This is a genomic window from Suttonella indologenes, from assembly GCF_900460215.1.
GTDB classification, from domain to species: domain Bacteria; phylum Pseudomonadota; class Gammaproteobacteria; order Cardiobacteriales; family Cardiobacteriaceae; genus Suttonella; species Suttonella indologenes.
Genome location: NZ_UHIA01000003.1, coordinates 359413 through 378091, shown reverse-complemented (window position 1 = coordinate 378091; position 18679 = coordinate 359413). Strand labels below are relative to the sequence as shown.

General features: G+C 40.7%; 18 protein-coding genes. 13 read left to right on the top strand and 5 right to left on the bottom strand.

Going from position 1 to position 18679, the window contains the following annotated elements:
• The first annotated feature begins 221 nt into the window (after nt 1-221).
• The 11 genes from DYC63_RS02225 to DYC63_RS02170 all read left to right on the top strand — a co-directional run bounded on the left by DYC63_RS02225 (nt 222) and on the right by DYC63_RS02170 (nt 13498).
• Nucleotides 222-920, top strand: coding sequence for a hypothetical protein (locus tag DYC63_RS02225; RefSeq protein ID WP_115217740.1), 699 nt, complete (start codon nt 222-224; stop codon nt 918-920).
• Between the two features lie 469 nt (nt 921-1389).
• Entirely contained in the window at nt 1390-2013 is a 624-nt protein-coding gene (locus DYC63_RS02220) for a hypothetical protein (protein ID WP_115217739.1), read from the top strand.
• A gap of 90 nt (nt 2014-2103) precedes the next feature.
• Complete coding sequence (locus DYC63_RS02215) at nt 2104-2286, top strand: hypothetical protein (RefSeq protein ID WP_115217738.1); 183 nt, start codon at nt 2104-2106, stop codon at nt 2284-2286.
• Nucleotides 2287-2361: 75 nt separating this feature from the next.
• Nucleotides 2362-3414 (top strand): hypothetical protein, encoded by a 1053-nt coding sequence (locus DYC63_RS02210; RefSeq protein ID WP_115217737.1) that lies wholly within the window; start codon nt 2362-2364, stop codon nt 3412-3414.
• A gap of 18 nt (nt 3415-3432) precedes the next feature.
• Nucleotides 3433-4299, top strand: coding sequence for a hypothetical protein (locus tag DYC63_RS13660; protein ID WP_115217736.1), 867 nt, complete (start codon nt 3433-3435; stop codon nt 4297-4299).
• Nucleotides 4300-4397: 98 nt separating this feature from the next.
• The gene (locus tag DYC63_RS02200; protein WP_147284911.1) at nt 4398-4877 is read left to right on the top strand and encodes a hypothetical protein; all 480 of its coding nucleotides are present in this window, start codon (nt 4398-4400) and stop codon (nt 4875-4877) included.
• A 660-nt stretch (nt 4878-5537) separates the two neighbouring features.
• Nucleotides 5538-6212, top strand: a complete 675-nt coding sequence (locus DYC63_RS02195) for a hypothetical protein (protein ID WP_147284910.1) — start codon at nt 5538-5540, stop codon at nt 6210-6212.
• Between the two features lie 81 nt (nt 6213-6293).
• Nucleotides 6294-7192, top strand: a protein-coding gene (locus DYC63_RS13655) for an IS630 family transposase (protein WP_425452112.1) whose coding sequence is annotated in 2 segments (ribosomal slippage) — nt 6294-6609 and nt 6609-7192 — 900 coding nt in all. Because the reading frame shifts where the segments join, the coding sequence is not laid out codon by codon here.
• Nucleotides 7193-7247: 55 nt separating this feature from the next.
• Complete coding sequence (locus DYC63_RS13650) at nt 7248-8681, top strand: hypothetical protein (RefSeq protein WP_147284909.1); 1434 nt, start codon at nt 7248-7250, stop codon at nt 8679-8681.
• A gap of 643 nt (nt 8682-9324) precedes the next feature.
• The gene (locus DYC63_RS02175) at nt 9325-9699 is read left to right on the top strand and encodes a hypothetical protein (RefSeq protein ID WP_115217730.1); all 375 of its coding nucleotides are present in this window, start codon (nt 9325-9327) and stop codon (nt 9697-9699) included.
• Between the two features lie 16 nt (nt 9700-9715).
• On the top strand, nt 9716-13498 hold the full coding sequence (locus DYC63_RS02170) for a calcium-binding protein (RefSeq protein ID WP_147284908.1): 3783 nt from the start codon (nt 9716-9718) through the stop codon (nt 13496-13498).
• 161 nt (nt 13499-13659) lie between these two features.
• On the opposite strand, the gene DYC63_RS02165 is transcribed toward DYC63_RS02170, so the two are convergent.
• From DYC63_RS02165 to DYC63_RS02155, 3 genes are all read right to left on the bottom strand, one after another.
• The gene (locus DYC63_RS02165; RefSeq protein WP_115217728.1) at nt 13660-14679 is read right to left on the bottom strand and encodes an NAD(P)H-dependent glycerol-3-phosphate dehydrogenase; all 1020 of its coding nucleotides are present in this window, start codon (nt 14677-14679) and stop codon (nt 13660-13662) included.
• Nucleotides 14680-14754: 75 nt separating this feature from the next.
• Nucleotides 14755-15234, bottom strand: coding sequence for a protein-export chaperone SecB (gene secB / locus DYC63_RS02160; protein WP_115217727.1), 480 nt, complete (start codon nt 15232-15234; stop codon nt 14755-14757).
• 49 nt (nt 15235-15283) lie between these two features.
• Nucleotides 15284-16090, bottom strand: a complete 807-nt coding sequence (locus DYC63_RS02155) for an undecaprenyl-diphosphate phosphatase (protein ID WP_115217726.1) — start codon at nt 16088-16090, stop codon at nt 15284-15286.
• A gap of 71 nt (nt 16091-16161) precedes the next feature.
• On the opposite strand from DYC63_RS02155, the gene DYC63_RS02150 reads away from it, so the two are divergent.
• Nucleotides 16162-16737, top strand: coding sequence for a D-sedoheptulose-7-phosphate isomerase (locus tag DYC63_RS02150; protein WP_115217725.1), 576 nt, complete (start codon nt 16162-16164; stop codon nt 16735-16737).
• Nucleotides 16738-17007 carry a glutaredoxin family protein gene (locus DYC63_RS02145; protein WP_245887991.1) on the top strand — a complete coding sequence of 90 codons (270 nt, stop codon included), beginning with the start codon at nt 16738-16740 and terminating at the stop codon, nt 17005-17007.
• A 68-nt stretch (nt 17008-17075) separates the two neighbouring features.
• Here the strand turns inward: DYC63_RS02145 and araD are convergent, their stop codons facing one another.
• Both araD and DYC63_RS02135 read right to left on the bottom strand, forming a co-directional pair.
• Nucleotides 17076-17771, bottom strand: coding sequence for an L-ribulose-5-phosphate 4-epimerase (gene araD, locus DYC63_RS02140; protein WP_115217723.1), 696 nt, complete (start codon nt 17769-17771; stop codon nt 17076-17078).
• A complete protein-coding gene (locus tag DYC63_RS02135) occupies nt 17765-18625 on the bottom strand; it encodes an L-ribulose-5-phosphate 3-epimerase (protein ID WP_115217722.1) in 861 nt (286 codons plus the stop codon). The genes araD and DYC63_RS02135 overlap by 7 nt, the downstream gene beginning before the upstream one ends.
• Nucleotides 18626-18679: the final 54 nt, after the last annotated feature.

Genomic DNA, 18679 nt, shown 5'->3' with positions numbered 1-18679 from the left:
TACAGGGAATTGCATCAGGATCTGATATGTTGAATGCAATGTCGTCAGGAATAGATGGTTATGATTCATCAATTAAAAATCGTCTAGGAAAAATTAGCAATATTGCAAATGCAGGTGTTGTTATTTTAAAAATTATTGGCAAAGAAAATTTAACATGGGGAGATGCAGCAACCTTGGGTATTACTGCAATATCTCTTATAGGAAAATTTACTCCGTTAGGAATGCTTGGTACGGCATTAAATTTTGGCTTAAATGCTTTTGCTCTCTATGATAATTTAAGTGATTTTGCAAAACTCAACCGCACAGGCAAATATCAAGTTTACGATCCCCTAAGCTTAGACCTAGACGACGACGGTATTATAGAAACCACCGCTATCGAGGGCTTGAACAGTACATTATTCGATCATAATAACGACGGTATCCGCACAGCTACCGGTTGGGTGAGTGCTGATGACGGTTTATTGGTCTTAGACCGCAATGGCGACGGCGTGATTAATCACGGCGGCGAACTCTTCGGCGACAATACCTTGCTAAAAGACGGCAGCTTGGCGCCGACAGGTTTTGCCGCATTAGCAGAACATGATGATAATGGCGATGGCAAAATTGATACGCAAGATGCGGTGTTTGAACAGCTAAAAGTTTGGCGCGATTTAAATCAAGACGGCATCAGCCAAGAGGGAGAACTCTTTACGCTTGCTGAGTTAGGCATTCAATCGCTAGATTTGAACCATCAAGCGGTCAATCAAAGACAGGGCAATGGCAATAGCGTAGCGCGTTTAGGCAGCTATACCAGTACAGACGGCAGCACACACAAAATGGGCGATTTGCTATTTGACAGCAACTCTATGATTAGCCGTTTTACAGATGAAATTGCGCTTAGTGCCGAACAGCGGCAAGCGCCGAAGTTGCTTGCCGCATAATATAATTTTTCTTTCTATTCAATACAATTCTCTCTCGTCAATAAAATTGCGCATCTAGTTTATAGTCTCTTAACCTCAAAATGAGCTTATGCCAAGCGCTTCTCCTGACAAAATACGCATCTCTAAATATCATTTTGACGTTAAAGTGCTATACCAAGAGACGAACTATCAGTAAGCACATAACTATTTTTCCAATTTTTTATAGCATTATCGTTTTTCATTATGCTAGAATCCGAGCATCCGTAAATTATTACTTAATCTACATAAAAATTTAACTTTAGCGATAATCGAAGAGGTGAAAAAGTAACGCGATGTAAGCAGTACGGTGATTAGGGCAAGTCAGCAAACACCGTGATGTTTTTCAATTCTAGGGTTCTAGGAGGATGAGCGATAACAAAACGAGTAAATAGTAACAACGCAGCAAAATTTTCTTCTCTCTGCTAATTAATTTTGTAAAACAGGAGATAGTATGCCGATAATAAAGAAAATAGAACCACCTTTCAAAACTGTTGAGGAGGCAATTGCTGTTGCTAATCAACATAAGCCTTATGAGTACTTATGGAAAGAAGGATATGTGAATTTTTATGTTTTTTCTGAACGATATAAACCAGGAGAGTTTCAAAAAAAAGTTTCAGAATATGTTGATAATGCATTAGTATATTATGGAGCGATATCTTTATTTATATTTCCGTTTTATATTTGCTTATGCTCTTTAATTTTTCTGTTTGATTATCAAGAAATAAATTATAAAATCTATCTTTTTTTAAAATCTCTATATATTCCTATTCGTGACCCTTATGGTCGGAATTTTAGTTTCCTTATTAGTTTTTTTATTAATTTACTTTTATTTAACCACATGAGAAGAAGTTATAATTTTTCTATTCTAATAAAATCAACAAAAATAAATCATCCTGTTAGATATTTTTTTTGCAGTATAATGATGTTAATCATGATTTTTTTATTTGTTATTGCATCATTTATTACTATGCCAGAAAAAGCAGATCCTTGCACAAGAGGTTCACTATGTTTTCTGAATTCGGATTCAATGTTTCTATATGCTTCAACAATGTCTTTTATAATTTTTTTGGTATAGGGTATTTTATATATTCGCTAATTTATATAAGATTAGATTTTAGAAATGTAGAACCAATAGATGTGTCAAATTAAAAATGTAGGAAAAAATATGAAAGACGAAATAAGAAATTTTTTCGATATTACATGGAAAAATACAATACTCTCAGAAAATGGTTTAGGTTTAATTGTTACTAATTATTCAACATTAGCAACTGAGTTTTATGAAAAAAGGTTAGCTAGTATTTTAAATAATCCAGCAGTTTTTTCTAACAAACCTCAAAATTCACATTAAGCAAAAAAAGCTAGTCTAGAACCTGGACTATATTGAAACACGATTATTGTTACAAAAGCTAGGAAATATTAATTCATGAAAAATATATTATTAACTACTTTTTCAATTACACTTTTTATTTATTCTAACAATGTTGTGTATTCAAAATCCTATTCGATAGAAGAAAAAAAAGAAGAGCAAACTTTTTACGATATAGATTCTATATATAATATTCAGTTTAAAAAAACCATTCCATTGACTAAAGATGAAATAATTGAGCAAAAGCAAATTTCTTTCAGTCATCAAAAAGTTAATGCTATTTTTTTTCCTGAGTTGGATAAAAATTATCCTTATAAACATTATTATAATGATTTAATCATTAAAGATGGTTTATATTACCTATTAATAAACAGCGATTACAATGAGGATTATTTTTTAATTAATGTTGAAAATGGAAAACTTGTTAAACAAGAAAAAGATATCGTTTTAAAATATGATAGTGATGGACTTCCTTATACCATATCTGATTCAATCAGAGATAACTCTATTATTGTTGATGATTTTAACATGCGGCATGAATATGTTTTTATAACCCCAAAAACTTATTTACCTTTTTGTCAAGATGTAAAAGATTGTTGGAATTTTACTGATTATGATATTAACTATTTTACTAGCATACCTTTCCTAGAGAAAACGCCTCGTAGCTTTGTTATGCAAGATACCACTTACGATAAAAGCGAAGAATCTAATGAGGTATTGAAAATAGGGTTTTATGCTTTTTCTAATTCATTATATTACCCTGAATATTCATCAGCTAAAAGCATTGTTATCCATAACCCAACTACTCTAAATCACTATTTCGAAAATGATGAATCTAATAAAATTTTAGCAGCAGATATTATTTCAAGAATTACTAAAATATGGCGCATTGATCAGCAAGAAAAAGAGCGTTTTTTAGTTTGGTTTGATTTTGAACATCCTTTTTTGTTTATGATTTTTGATATAGAAAGAGGTTTGGACATTCCTGAAAATCATTTAGAAAATATTTATTTTATTGAATATAAAACGATGAGACAAAACTTTGGTAATTTTCACGATCCGATTTTGAGAGCAGAAAAATTATCTGAATGGCTCAAAAATAATTATTAATTTTTAAAGGTAAATGCTATGGCTTATGAATTATCACTTTCTAGCAAAAAATACGTTCTTTATGTTAATAAATATATGGAAAATGCTTCAGCTGCATTAGGGAAAGGAAGTTACTATCATGCTGAATTTGCAGCCAAAGGTAAAAGCGGGCTTTCTTTTGGTGTTATGCAAAATGATGTAAGGACAAATGCTTTTGCAAGAGAAAAATTTATTTATATTTTAAATAAAGAAGGATTTAAGAATCCTGAAATTGATAATATTATTAAAAGTGCTACACAGCAAGCTATAAGTAAACAAGAATTTATTAAAAATATAGGTGTAGATAATTATAATCGGATTAACGAGGCATTGGAAAAAAATAAAGATATTGTAGATCAATTAGATACAAAAAGCGCTCAGAGAATACTGAAAAGTATAGAAACTGCAATTGAGACAATTGGTGAACGTGGTGTATTTAATCAATCGCATCCTGATTTCTATCAAGCCATTGCTAGGATGGGGCATTGGAGTAATCAAACAGGAGGATTAAATGAATTTCAAAAATACTTTGTAAAGATGGAAAAAGAGCCTAGTATCCAAGACATCAAAGATTACTTAAAAAATCAACGTAATTTTGATATTGAAAACAATCATCAGGCTCAAGATTATAGTAAATGGGAGAAAAGAATGGAGCAAGCGCAAAAATATGCTTTTGATCAGCAGAAACTAGACACTTTAGACTCTAAATTTCTTCTTCCTTGGGAACAAACACAAGATTCAGACTGGAAAGTTATCCCGTCCTATTCTACTGATAGATGTAATTTTCTCTGGTATGATTTAGAACCTTTCCGCAAATTAACTCCATTTCGCTATAGCAAAGTCTATGCCTACGACCCACTTACCTAGACCTAGACGGCGACGGTATAGAAACGACTTCTATTGAAGGACTGAACAGTACATTATTCGATCATAATAACGACGGTATTCGCACAGCTACCGGCTGGGTGAGTGCTGATGATGGTTTATTGGTATTAGACAGCAATGGCGACGGCGTGATTAATCACGGCGGCGAACTCTTCGGCGACAATACCTTGCTAAAAGACGGCTCGCTTGCCGCTAACGGCTTTGCTGCTTCAGCAGAATTTGATGATAATGGCGATGGCAAAATTGATGCGCAAGATGCCGTATTTGAACAACTAAAAGTTTGGCGCGATTTAAATCAAGACGGCATCAGCCAAGAGGGAGAACTCTTTACGCTTGCTGAATTAGACATTACCAGCCTAAATCTCGCGCATTTGGAAACTAATAATAGACAAGGTAAGGGCAATACGATTGCACGCACCGGCAGCTATACCGATAGCGAAGGCAAAGAACATCTGATGGGCGATTTGTTATTTGATAGCAACCCTATGATTAGCCGTTTTACAGATAAGATTGCGCTTAGTGCCGAGCAGCGGCAAGCGCCGAAGTTGCTTGCCGCATAATACAATTTTTCTTTCTATTCAATACAATTCTCTCTCGTCAATAAAATTGCGCATCTAGTTTATAGTCTCTTAACCTCAAAATGAGATTATGCCAAGCACTTCTCCTGACAAAATATGCATCTCTAAGTCTCATTTTGACGTTAAGTCACTATATAGTCAATTCATGACAAAGTTGCACACCTAGAAAATATCAAGCTTTACTATTGTGCGGGCTAACATATAAAAACTGTGTTTTTATTTGAGCTGAATTGACTATACCAAGCCGAATATCGCTAAGCACATAACTATTTTTCTATTTTTTATAGCATTATCGTTTTTCATTATGCTACAATCCGAGCATCCGTAAATTATTACTTAATCTACATAAAAATTTAACTTTAGCGATAATCGAAGAGGTGGAAAAGTAACACGATGTAAGCAGTACGGTGATTAGGGCAAGTCAGTAAACGCCGAATTTACGGGGTATAAGGCATACTGCACGATTTGCAAAAATTGGCATGAAGTCATTTTTGGCGAATACCAGATAAGCCAAAAATTTCTTGAAAAATTAAGTCAATAATATTAAAACATTTTACTCTTGACAGAGAAAAATATTAAGCATAGAGTGATGAAAACAGAAGATAATATCTTGTATAAAAATGTTTAAAAAGAGAGAGAATTATGCGATTAATTAAACGTAGAGAGCCGCCGTTTAAATCTATTGAAGATACTAGGAAAATGGTGCATGATTTCGAGGTGAAAAAAGGCAGCTATGAATTTATGCCAAAATATAAGTTTGAACGTGAAATCAAGGAAAAAATAACAAAATATGTAGATAGCATGTTTATTACATATGTAAAATTACTTTTTATCAGTTTTCCAATCTATCTTGCTTTGGCATCTCTGATATGGTTTTTTAATTATAAAGAAATCAATTATCAGATTTATTTGTTTTTGAAGTTTTTCTATCTTCCTATGCAGCATCCTTATGGTTGGAATCTGAGCTTTGTGTTAAGTTTTATCATTAATACATGGATATTTATTGAGGTGAAAAAGGCATATGATTTCTCTTTGTTAAAAGAGATTACTATGGTTAAAAGACCAATAAAATATATAATTAGTATTTTATTTTTTATCTTACTTTTGTTTTTTATTTTAATTTGCGCATTTTTATTTACATTAACCAAACAAGGAAATGCTTGTACAATGAGAGATTTATGTATTCTATATTCAGACTCTATGTTTTTACATAGTACTACATTATTGTTTATGGCATTTTCTGGTATTTATTTTTTAATTTTGACTATTTGTATTTTGAAATTTAGCTTCAAATATGCTGAAATTAATATTTTGTAATTTTTATGTATAACCAACAAACCTTGAAAAAATACCAACCATCCCCATATCTCCATCACCATTCACTAATCACTACTTCAAATGGCTTATTCACTAGAAATCAGACAAAAAGCCTTGGCTTATTATGACAAATGCAAGAACATTGACCTTGTTATAGAAGCTTTTGGTGTATCAAGACACACCGTGTTTCGTTGGAGACGACAACTTAAAGAAACAGGAAATCTGTCTTGTAAAAAACCCACCAATAGACCCAGAAAGTTTGACAGAAAAGAGCTTCTTGCTTACGTAGAAGCAAATCCTGACAAATACCTACGTGAAATTGGTGAAGTATTTGGGTGTAGTGATATGGCAATCCATAAAGCACTCAAAGCAATGAACATTACTCTTAAAAAAAGACCACAACTTATAAAGAGCAAGACCCAAACAAAGTCAAAAACTACCAAGACAAATTAACCCAACTACAAGCTACGTCCAAACAAGGTTATGAGCTTGTCTATATAGATGAGACAGGCATTGATACTTACCTACACCGCACTCATGCAAGAAGTCTAAAAGGTCAAAGGGTTTGTGACAAGATAAGTGGCAGACGCTATCAACGAGTATCCTTAGTGGCAGGACAAATAGGCAGCAAAGCTAAAAACTTGATTGCTCCACTCATCTACAACAATACAATGACAAGTGCTTTGTTTGAAACTTGGTTTAAACAAATGCTACTGCCTTGTCTTAATAATCACACAAAACAAACAGGCAAGCCTTGCATCATCATCTTAGACAATGCAAGATTTCACAGAATGAAACACTTGCAAGAGCTTATCAATAACACGCCATACAAACACATCATCTTACCATTACCACCTTACTCACCTGAGCTAAACCCAATAGAGCAAACTTGGGCAACGATTAAAAGATGGCTTAGAAGTCATTTGTCAGAGTTTGATACAATCGAAGAAGGTTTGAAGTGTTATTTCGGGGTTTGTTGAGTATAAAATAGAGGTTCTATATGGATAAAACTAATGTGATAGAGAAGTTGAGAATTTGTCAGAAATAATTGTCAATAATCTGTTTCCAGATATTGAACGTGGCACAGGTCTTGGTGTGATTATTCCAAATGCAGCAAATATTCCAAGTGGAGTTTATGAAAGACAAGTTAGTAAAATATTTGATAAGCTAAATCTTAAAAATCAAGATAAAACTATTGGAAAAGCCTTAGACCTTTTAGAAGGTATGGTGAATACTAAAACCTTTGAGAATATTGCTAAACAAGCAAGTGCTGAAGTTTGGGAGGCGGCTGCAGAAAATCTCGCTAAATCAGGGAATAAATCGGAAGCACTTGCAAAATTAACTTCTGAAACTTATGAAAGTTTATCAGCAAAAATTGCCAATAATAGTCAGATAATCGCTGATGCAGCTGCCGATATGAGTAAATTAAGTAAATTGGCGAGCGGATTAAACCTTGTTGGCAAGCATTTCGGGTCTACTGTGGCTGGGATTGACTTGGCGATGGCTATTCGCAGTGATGACCTAAATGCGGTTGTCAAAGCGGCGACTCTAACAGCTGTGGGTATGGTGCTAATGCCCACTATCACTATGGCAGGAGCCTCATTTGTAGCAGCAATAGTTGCTACGACAGTTGTTACTGCTTTTTTGGCAGCTTCTTGGGACTTTTTTAAAATAGGCGATTGGTTAGGGATTACAGGAGAATCTTTTCTTGAAAGAGTAGAAGAAACTTTAGATATTTTAGGCAATTTATGGGATGAGCTTCCGGATTCTAATTTTAAAGGTTTTGGCTATTACCTCTGGGACGAATTAACAGGAAGCAATACCCTTGAAAAATACATTAATGACGTTAACCGCACAGGCAAATATCAAGTTAATGATCCCCTAAGCTTAGACCTAGACGGCGACGGTATAGAAACCACCGCTATCGAGGGCTTGAACAGTACATTATTCGACCATAACAAAGACGGTATTCGCACAGCTACCGGCTGGGTGAGTGCTGATGACGGTTTATTGGTCTTAGACCGCAATGGTGATGGCGTGATTAATCACGGCGGCGAACTCTTTGGCGACAATACCCTGCTAAAAGACGGCTCGCTTGCCGCTAACGGCTTTGCTGCTTTAGCGGAATTTGATGATAATGGCGATGGCAAAATTGATGCGCAAGTTGCGGTATTTCATCAGCTGAAGGTCTGGCGCGATTTAAATCAAGACGGCATTAGCCAAGAGGGAGAACTCTTTACGCTTGCCGAATTAGGCATTACCAGCCTGAATCTCGCACATTTGGAAACTAATCACAGACAAGGTAAGGGCAATACGATTGCACGCACCGGCAGCTATACCGATAGCGAAGGCAAAGAACATCTGATGGGCGATTTGTTATTTGACAGCAACCCTATGATTAGCCGTTTTACAGATGAAATTGCGCTTAGTGCCGAGCAGCGACAAGCGCCGAAGTTGCTTGCCGCATAATATAATTTTTCTTTCTATTCAATACAATTCTCTCTCATCAATAAAATTGCGCATCTAGTTTATAGTCTCTTAACCTCAAAATGAGATTATGCCAAGCACTTCTCCTGACAAAATACGCATCTCTAAGTCTCATTTTGACGTTAAGTCACTATATAGTCAATTCATGACAAAGTTGCACACCTAAAAAATATCAAGCTTTACTATTGTGCGGGCTAACATATAAAAACTGTGTTTTTATTTGAGCTGAATTGACTATACCAAGCCGAATATCGCTAAGCACATAACTATTTTTCTATTTTTTATAGCATTATCGTTTTTCATTATGCTACAATCCGAGCATCCGTAAATTATTACTTAATCTACATAAAAATTTAACTTTAGCGATAATCGAAGAGGTGAAAAAGTAACGCGATGTAAGCAGTACGGCGGTTAGGGCAAGTCAGCAAACACCGTGATGTTTTTCAATTCTAGGGTTCTAGAAAGATGAACGATAACAAAATGAGCAAACAGGGTAACAACGCAGCAAAATTTTATTCTTGCTGCTGATTAACTTTGTAAAACAGGAGATAGTATTTCGATAATTAATAGAATAAAATTGCTGTTCAAATATCTGAAAATTTGTTAATTCATAAAAGGAGCTAAAATGAAGAAAAATGAAAATGATTCTACAGAATCAAATGCAGAACTTAAAAAACCGCCTGAGACTAAAAAGCAAAGAAATATAAGAATTATGGAAAATATAAACACGGTATTAATTATATTCACGGCGTTTTTTATTTTCCCTAGGTATTTATCAGATTTTGCTAATAATCTTATGAGCAAATATGATACATGGTATTTCTATATATTAGCTTTTGGCTTTTATTTCCTCCTCCTTCGGACTAAATATAGAGAGTTAAAAGATAATTATTATTTTTTTCAATTTATTGATACTTTATATTTCTATTTTGTAGCTTTTACGGTTTGGTTAAAATATCTTGAATTGGAAAGAGATGTAAACTTAATTCCCATCAAATGATTATAGAGAGGTTATTATGGCAAAAATTCTATCTTTAATAGATATTCAATCTAAGTCTTCAAAGGAAATTCAACCTTTAATAGATGCATTTACATTAAAAAATAATTCCGGAGCTATTTTAAATGATATAAAGCAAACTATATTTTCTACAGATCCTAATGCCTCATTAGCTGCAGATATTAATACTAAATTAGCTTATGCTGCGGTTGCTGATGCAGTACTGTCAATTGGGAGCATGGTTTCAAATTCTAAAAGGGTGGAGCTAGCTTCTGCTGGTTCACATTTGTTGCTTTCTAAGGTCGCTGTAGATGCAGCAATTCATAATGCATTTAATGGCGATACGGATAAAGCCTTATCTAATATTTTGGTAGCAATATCAGGGATTGCTTCAGCTGGTTCAACAGCATTAGGAAAATTTAATGTTCCAGTTCTTAAACAAGTCAGTGTTATTTTAAACAATATAGCAATTGGTGCAGGGCTTACTGCAACTCTAATTGATGAGATTTCAGAACCCATAAAAGACATTATGATTTTAGGAATGGAAGCAACAGCTGAAGCAATAAATGCTTTAAATAAAATACGTAATGAGCTTATTGATATGGCTAGTTCTGGTATAGAAAAAACTGTTGAATGGCACGAAAAAATTACTGGACAATTAACAGATATTATGATGAAGATATCTGGAGTGGAAGCAGAGTTAGAAGCGTTATCTGAAGCAGCCGAGAAAGTAAATGCTGAACAAGAGCTACCCCCAGCTATTAAAATACAAGATGTTCCTGTATGGAAAGATATTGTTTACTTTGATGTAGACGGCAATATTAAGATTTCTGGATATTTTATAATGAAATCAGCCATTTTTGAATGGAAAAATGGAGAATGGGTTGTGGTGTTAACACTTGAAAAGTACATTAATGACGTTAACCGCACAGGCAAATATCAAGTTTACGATCCCCTAAGCTTAGATCTAGACGGCGACGGTATAGAAACCACCGCTATCGAGGGCTTGAACAGTACATTATTCGATCATAATAACGACGGTATCCACACAGCTACCGGCTGGGTGAGTGCTGATGACGGTTTATTGGTCTTAGATCGCAATGGCGACGGCGTGATTAATCACGGCGGCGAACTCTTCGGCGACAATACCTTGCTAAAAGATGGCTCGCTTGCCGCTAACGGCTTTGCCGCTTTAGCGGAATTTGATGAGAATGGCGATGGCAAAATTGATGCGCAAGATGCGGTGTTTCATCAGCTAAAAGTTTGGCGCGATTTAAACCAAGACGGCATCAGCCAAGAGGGAGAACTCTTTACGCTTGCCGAATTAGGCATTACCAGCCTAAATCTCGCGCATTTGGAAACTAATAATAGACAAGGTAAGGGCAATACGATTGCACGCACCGGCAGCTATACCAGTACAGACGGCAGCACACACAAAATGGGCGATTTGCTGTTTGACAGCAACCCTATGATTAGCCGTTTTACAGATAAGATTGCGCTTAGTGCCGAGCAGCGGCAAGCGCCGAATTTACGCGGTATGGGTAGATTGCGCGATTTACAAGAAGCGGCGGCGCTTTCTGAGCAATTGGCTGAAAGCTTAAAGGCTTATTCTGAGGCGGATAGTAAAGAAGCGCAAATGGCTTTGCTCACTCGTTTAATCGCTCAATGGAGCGATACGGATCCTAATCAAATAAATATTGATGATATTAAATTATCTAATGATTTAGTGATGTCAAATAGGAGTGAAGGCAGCATTGCTTTAACGCCCACGCAAATTGCCGCATTGCGCAAGGGTATGACGCTAGATGTGCAAACTCAAGCTGATTTTGAGGCGGCACGCGCTAAAATTGCCATTCTTGATGCTTTTACAGGCGAAAGTTCGCACACTTTGTATTTCGGTACGGCAGCACAAGCTCGGCATATTATTGATACGGTTAATAAAGCCTTTGATTCTTTATCTGAGCATGTTTATCAAGGTTTATTATTTCAAACGCGTTTAAAGCCTTATTTGAATGAATTGTCATTCAAATTTGAAAATAGTGAATTTGTGTTGGATTATGCGGCTGTTGAAATGCGATTTAAGCAGGTTTTCGCTGAAAATCCGCAGAAAGCTTTTATTGATTTAGGCGAATTGTTAGCTTTTGCCAATATAAAAGATTGGCATCAGGGTATGGCTTTATTATCTGATTTTGCTCATCAAGGCAAAGAGAACGGGCAATTACAAGATTGGCTGGCGATATTGGGCGAAAGGGCGATTACTGCGTTGTCCGAGCAAAATGGCGATGAGATGAGTAATATTTTACGAGCGGTGGGCTTGCTGGGGCGTGATGTGTTAAATGGCAACGGGGGCGATGATCATTTAATTATCGGCAGCGCAACGGCGGTAGTAGATGGCGGTTCCGGTTCGGATCTGTATGAGTTTTATCAGGGCTTCGGTATGACTACTGTTCACAATCACGATACATCAGATAATCGCTTTGATGTGATTCGTTTGCATGGTGTGAGCAAAGATGCCGTTTCTTATACGCGCGAAGGTGATGATTTGATTATTCGTGTGGCAGGTGAAGCCAACAGCATTACCGTAGCGAAGATGTTTGCCGGCGATGTGTTAAGCCGTCATATTGATGCGATTGAATATGAGGGCGGTCAAATCACTTTGGCAGAAATCAAAGAAGCATTATTGCGTGGGACTGATGGTAATGATGTCTTACTTGGCTATGGCGATGATGATACGGTTTACGCCGGCGCAGGAGATGATCGTATTCGAACTTTTGCCGGAAACGATACCATCTATGCCGGTGCGGGCAATGATGATATTGATGCCGGAAATGGTAATGACATCATTTATTTGGAAGCAGGTAATAATCGTGCTTATGGCGGTGATGATGACGACGTTATTCATTCAGGCAGCGGCAATGATCATTTAGAGGGCGGTATTGGCTCGGATACTTATGTTTTCGCCAAGCAATTTGCTCAAGATGTGGTTTTGAATTTTAATCCGCGACAGCAAGATAACGATATTTTGAAATTCACTCATGCCAAATTAAATGATGTTCGGATTTCTCGTCATGAAAGCGATTTATTAATTGCGCAAAATGATGGACAACAAGTTAGTGTACAAAACTTCTTTGATCAAGACGGTAAAGGCGATTATGCCGTTCAAGAGCTTCAGTTTGCCGATGGCAACACGCTAAATACCGAGCAATTGCGCCAGTGGGTGATTAGCCCCACTCGTGGCGATGATAGAATTTATGCCTATGCAGAGGGCGGCAAACTCTATGGCGGTAACGGCAATGATACTTTAATCGGCAATCAAGGCAGCGATTACTTGGCGGGCGGAAACGGCAACGATACGCTGATGGGCGGTAAAGGCGATGATCGATTAGAAGGCGGTATGGGCAACGATACTTATCTATTTAATCTAGGCGATGGCAAGGATCGCATTTATGACAGCTTTGGAAATGATGTTTTACAATTAGGCAAAGATATTGCCAAACAAGATCTGTGGTTTGCGCGTATAGGATCTGATTTATCCATTCAAATTTTGGGCAAAAACGACAGCATTACGGTGGAGAATTGGTTTAATTTCATTCCGCGTCAGATTGAAAGTATTCAAACTCATGATGGTGCGCAGATTCATGTAGCGGCTGTGAATCACTTGGTTCGGGCGATGGCTGCTTTTGTTCTCGAGCAAGGAAATAGCTTAAGTATGCCCGAGCAGATGAGAGAATATTCAAAACAGCTTTTAGCCGGTCATCAATTTTGGCAGCATCAAGATACAACAGCGGCATTTGTGATTTAGTCCTAAAAATAAGCATAGCTTAATTAACAATATGCCCTCTGAAAGAGTTTCAGGGGGCATTCATTATGCAATCTATAGTCGAATACTTGAAAAAATACTATGTCGCTAGCTCGCCGCTTTGTCTTGCTTTTCTATTTTTTTGAAGAACTTTGAACTGCTTGCTAGCGTTTTTCCGCTTTGAGGTCGCGGTTGCTGAGGCTGCTGACGACTTGCTCGAGGCTGAGTTCGCCGATGAGCAGGCGGTGAACGTGTTCGACAATCGGCATATGGATTTGATGGCGGCTGGCTAATGCCCATGTGTCGTGTGCCGCGCCTTCGCCTTCGACGACTTGCCCGATTTCGGCTTTGGCTTGTGCGGCGCTTTTGCCTTGTCCTAGGGCGAGTCCGAAGCGGCGGTTGCGCGATTGGTCGTCGGTGGCGGTTAGGACGAGGTCGCCGAGTCCCGCCAGTCCTGCCAGTGTTTGGGCTTGCGCGCCCAAATGAGCGGCGAGGCGGGTGATTTCATGCAGTCCGCGCGTGATGAGGGCGGCTCTTGTGTTCGCGCCGCCGCCGATGCCGCCGCCGATGCCGCCGCCGATGCCGTCGGCAATGCCGGTGGCGATGGCGATAACGTTTTTGACGGCACCGCCGATTTGCGCGCCGATGAGGTCGTTGTCGGTGTAGCAGAGGAAGTTGCTGCCGTGGAAGGGGCGGGCGAAGGCTTGGGCATCATGCGGTTCGGGCGCGGAGATGGTAACGGCGGTGGCTTTGCCGGCGGCGACTTCTTTGGCAAAGCTCGGGCCGGCAAGCATGGCGTGCGGGTGGGATTTGCCTAGGATGTCGTTGAAGACTTCCGAGAGCAGACGTCCTGTGCCGTGTTCAAAGCCTTTAATCGCCCATAGGATTGGTGTGTCGATGCGCAGCTGCTGCAATTGCTTGAGCAGGGGCGCGAAATGTTGGCTGGGTATGACGAGTAGGATGCTTTCGGCCTGATGCAGGCTGGCGGCAAGATCGGCGTTAGGGTTCAGGTTCGGCGGAAAGGGGATGTCAGGCAGGTAGCGGCGGTTTTGTCCGTCTGCTTGCAGTTGGGCGATATGTTCGCTGCGGTGTCCCCAGAGTCGGACTTGGTGTCCGTTATTGGCAAGGCGCAATGCTAATGCTGTTCCCCAGCTGCCTGCGCCTAAAACGGCGATGCGGCTCATGGTTTTGCTCCTATGGTCTTTCGATGCGGTTTGAAAAGCAAAAAGCCTGCATCAGCAGGCTTTTTCTGTGGCGGATTAGGCTTCGCCGCTTTGTGCGCCTTGCTCTTGCATGGCGGCTTGTTGCAGGTTTTGTTGATAGATGACTTCAAAATTAATCGGCTGAATGTACAGCGATGGGAAGCCGGCACGCGTGATGGCGCTGCTGATGACTTCGCGCGCATAAGGGAAGAGGGTGGTGGTGCAATAGACGTTGAGCGCGTGGCTGAGTTGCTCCTGCGTCAGTCCTTTAATTTCAAAGATACCGTTTTGCGCGACTTCAATCAGGTAGATGGTTTTTTCGTCGCCTTGGTTTTTCGCCGTTACCGTTAGGCGGACTTTAACCGCAAAATAGTCTTCTTCGGCAAGGGCTTTGATGTCGTGATTGACGCCCAGCGTGATTTCCGGGTTGAGGTTTTCATTAAAGATTTCAGGTGCGTGCGGCACTTCAATCGATAAATCGCTGACGTAGATTTTGCGCAGGTCAAGGGTGACGGGTTGATTGTTTTCTTCGCTCATAGCGTTTCCTTATTGATAAAGTGAATGAAAAATAAGCTGCGATTGTACCTTATAAAAAGACAAACAGCAGTAGAGAACCTAAAAATAAGCGGTAAACCACATGCGGCCACATGCCGATGGTGTCTAAAAAGCGTAAGAAAAGGCTGATGCAGAAATAGGCGGAGGCAAAGGCGGTGCAGTAGGAAAGCAAAATGACTTGCCAGCTGAAGCTGCTGTCAGATTGCAGGAGTTTGAGCAGTCCGTAGGCGCCGGCGGCGGCGGAAATGGGAATGGAGAGCAGGAAGGAGAAGCGGGCGGCGGCTTCGCGGCTAAAGCCCATCGCCAGTCCTGCGGTAATGGTAATGCCCGAGCGCGATGTGCCGGGGATAAGGGCGATGGCTTGCGCCAGTCCGTAGAATAGGGCTTGTGTCGTTGTGGTTTGCGTTAAGATGCGGATTTTTTTGCCGTAATAATCGGCTAAGCCAAGCAGGATGCCGAAGCCGATGGTGGTGCAGGCAATCAGAATGGGACTGTGCAACAGGGTGTCGACATGGTCTTTTACCAAAAAACCGACCAATAGAGCGGGAAATGTGGCGATGATGAGTTGGTTGCCGAGTTTGGCGTATTGCTCAGGATCGGGGACCTTGTGGGCGCGGAATTGCCAGCACCAATGGTAGAAAATTTGAATTAAATCGCGCCGGAAATATAAGAGAACGGCGCTTAATGTGCCTAAGCCCGTGAAAGCGTCAAAGGCAACGCTGGCTTCCGGCCAGTTGAGCAGGTCGCGGGTGATGACCAAATGACCGGAGCTAGAAATGGGCAGAAATTCAGTCAGTCCTTGAATAAGAGACAGCACAAAGGCTTGCCATAAATCCATGTGTTTTCCTTGAGAGATGCGATAAAGCGCGTTATTGTACGCATTTTCTATTCTTTGAGCGAGGATTGAGCATGAATTGGCAGGAGAAAATCGCCGTGCATCAGGCGGTGTTTGCGCAATTGGGCGAGCAAGAAGCGACGGTGGAAGCGATGGGTGCGATTATCGTGCGGAGTTTGCAGTCGGGCGGGCGGATTTTCATGGCAGGCAACGGCGGTTCCGCCGCCGATGCCCAGCATTTTGCCGCGGAATTAACCGGTCGCTTTGTGACCGAACGCCGCCCTTTGGCAGGCATTGCTTTGACCACCGACACTTCCGCCTTAACCGCCATTGCCAATGATTACGGCTATGATGAAGTCTTTGCCCGCCAATTGGCAGGACTGGCACAGGCGGGAGATGTGTTTGTGGGGATTTCCACTTCGGGCAATTCGCCTAATGTGCTGAAAGCCTTAGCGGTAGCGCAGGAAAAAGGCGTGCATACACTGGGCTTAAGCGGTCGTGACGGCGGCAAGATGGCGACGCTGTGCGAGCATTGTTTGGTTGTGCCGAGCCGGATTACCGCGCATATTCAAGAGGCGCATATTTTTGCGATTCATCATTTATGCGCTTTGGTGGATCAGGCTTTTCCGGTTTCTGCATCAGAGTCATAAATGTCTGTATTGACAGAGGAAGACGGGCGTATGAGATGGCAATTATTTGTGCGCCCCAATTGTTTTTTATGCGCGCAGGCCGCGCAATTATTGGCAGAAGCGGGTATTGCCGCGCAGCGGCTTGATGTGGACAGCAATCCGCAGTGGCAGGCGGAATACGGCTTGTTAGTACCGGTCTTATATGACAGCGATGAGCAAAGAGAGTTGATTTATCCCTTTGATGTTGAGGAGTTGCGGCTCTTTGCCGGCTTGCCGTCGCATCAAAGCTAAGCTTTTTGATAGCCGATCATAGTAGAAAACTTTGCGTTATTTTTAATCGGCTATCAAGGAATAGGCGTTTATTGTCCGTAATAGGCGTTTTTGCCGTGTTTGCGCAGATAATGTTTATCCAGCAGGCTTTGCTGCATCGCGCCCAATTGCGGATTGACTTGTAAAGAAAAGAGATTCATATAGGCGATTTCTTCCAGCACTACCGCATTATGCACCGCATTATCGGCGTCTTTGCCCCAAGCGAAAGGCCCGTGGGAAGCGACTAATACCGCCGGCACCTGCATCGGATCAATGCCGCGTTCGCGGAAGGTTTCCACAATCACTTTGCCGGTTTCCAATTCATATTCGCCCTCGATTTCCGCATCTTTCATTAAGCGCGTGCAAGGGATGCTGCCGTAAAAATAATCGCCGTGCGTGGTGCCGAAGGCGGCTAAATCACGCTGTGCCTGCGCCCAAACGGTCGCATGACGCGAATGGGTATGCACAATGCCGCCGATGTGTTCGAATTGGCGGTAAAGTTCCAAATGGGTCGGCGTGTCCGAAGAAGGTTTTTTATTGCCTTCCACCACTTTGCCGCTTGCCAAATCGACCACGACCATGTCTTCAGCCGTCATAACGTCGTATTCCACGCCCGAGGGCTTAATGACGATAACACCGCGTTCGCGATCCACCGTGCTCACGTTTCCCCATGTAAAGGTAACCAAATGGTGTTTGGATAAGGCCAAATTGGCCGCCAAGACTTCTTCTTTCAATTGCTCTAGCATGTCATACCTCCTTCTTGCATTTTTGCTTCAATCCAACGCCGCGCTTCAATGATTTCCGCGACCGGCTCTTCGGCTTTTTCCGTCCACATTTCAATCAGGAAGGCGCCGCGATAATTCAGTTTTTCCAAGGTCTTAAAGACATGGACGAAATCCACGCAGCCTTCGCCGAAAGGCACGTCGCGGAATTGCCCTGCGCAGGTATCGGTGACTTTAAAAGTGTCTTTCAAATGAATGGCGGAAATCTTGTCGATACCGAGGGTTAGCTCGCCGGCGACATCGTCATTCCAAGCCGATAAATTACCCACATCGGGATAGACCGTAAACCACGGCGAGCGGATTTTTTCTTCCCAAGCCTTCCAGCGCGTAATCGAACTCATGAATTTCGTATCCATGATTTCCACTGCCAGCGTGATTTGCATAGATGCCGCGCGTTCTACCGCCCATTGCAAACCCTCTTCAAAACGCGCAATCGTGCCTGCATCTTGTTCTTCATAGTAAACGTCATAGCCCGCCAATTGGATGGTGCGGATGCCGACATCACTTGCCAACTGCAAAGCCTTTTCCATGATTTCATAAGCTTTTTGCCGCGTTTGCTCGTCGCGACTGCCGAAAGGAAAACGGCGGTGCCCCGACAGGCACATCGACGGCACGGTAATGCCCGTTTCGATAATTGCGCGCAGCAAATCCAAACGTTGCGCCTTTGTCCAATCTAAGCGCGCCAGACGTTCGTCGGTTTCATCAACGGACATTTCTACGAAATCAAAGCCGCAGGCTTTTGCTAGTGATAATCTGTCTTGCCAAGTCAGATGTTTAGGCAGGGCTTTTTCATAAATACCCAATTTATGTTTGCGCATTTCCTCTCCATGTAAATATTTCAAAGGATCGTCAAGTATTCTTGCATAAGATTG

Coding starts and splice junctions, on each gene's coding strand:
- DYC63_RS02175 (WP_115217730.1), top strand. CDS start 9,325: ATGAAGAAAAATGAAAATGATTCTACAGAATCAAATGCAGAACTTAAA.
- DYC63_RS02145 (WP_245887991.1), top strand. CDS start 16,738: ATGTCTGTATTGACAGAGGAAGACGGGCGTATGAGATGGCAATTATTT.
- araD (WP_115217723.1), bottom strand. CDS start 17,771: ATGCTAGAGCAATTGAAAGAAGAAGTCTTGGCGGCCAATTTGGCCTTA.
- DYC63_RS02195 (WP_147284910.1), top strand. CDS start 5,538: ATGCGATTAATTAAACGTAGAGAGCCGCCGTTTAAATCTATTGAAGAT.
- DYC63_RS02165 (WP_115217728.1), bottom strand. CDS start 14,679: ATGAGCCGCATCGCCGTTTTAGGCGCAGGCAGCTGGGGAACAGCATTA.
- DYC63_RS02220 (WP_115217739.1), top strand. CDS start 1,390: ATGCCGATAATAAAGAAAATAGAACCACCTTTCAAAACTGTTGAGGAG.
- DYC63_RS02225 (WP_115217740.1), top strand. CDS start 222: ATGCTTGGTACGGCATTAAATTTTGGCTTAAATGCTTTTGCTCTCTAT.
- DYC63_RS02135 (WP_115217722.1), bottom strand. CDS start 18,625: ATGCGCAAACATAAATTGGGTATTTATGAAAAAGCCCTGCCTAAACAT.
- DYC63_RS02215 (WP_115217738.1), top strand. CDS start 2,104: ATGAAAGACGAAATAAGAAATTTTTTCGATATTACATGGAAAAATACA.
- secB (WP_115217727.1), bottom strand. CDS start 15,234: ATGAGCGAAGAAAACAATCAACCCGTCACCCTTGACCTGCGCAAAATC.
- DYC63_RS02170 (WP_147284908.1), top strand. CDS start 9,716: ATGGCAAAAATTCTATCTTTAATAGATATTCAATCTAAGTCTTCAAAG.
- DYC63_RS02150 (WP_115217725.1), top strand. CDS start 16,162: ATGAATTGGCAGGAGAAAATCGCCGTGCATCAGGCGGTGTTTGCGCAA.
- DYC63_RS13660 (WP_115217736.1), top strand. CDS start 3,433: ATGGCTTATGAATTATCACTTTCTAGCAAAAAATACGTTCTTTATGTT.
- DYC63_RS02210 (WP_115217737.1), top strand. CDS start 2,362: ATGAAAAATATATTATTAACTACTTTTTCAATTACACTTTTTATTTAT.
- DYC63_RS02155 (WP_115217726.1), bottom strand. CDS start 16,090: ATGGATTTATGGCAAGCCTTTGTGCTGTCTCTTATTCAAGGACTGACT.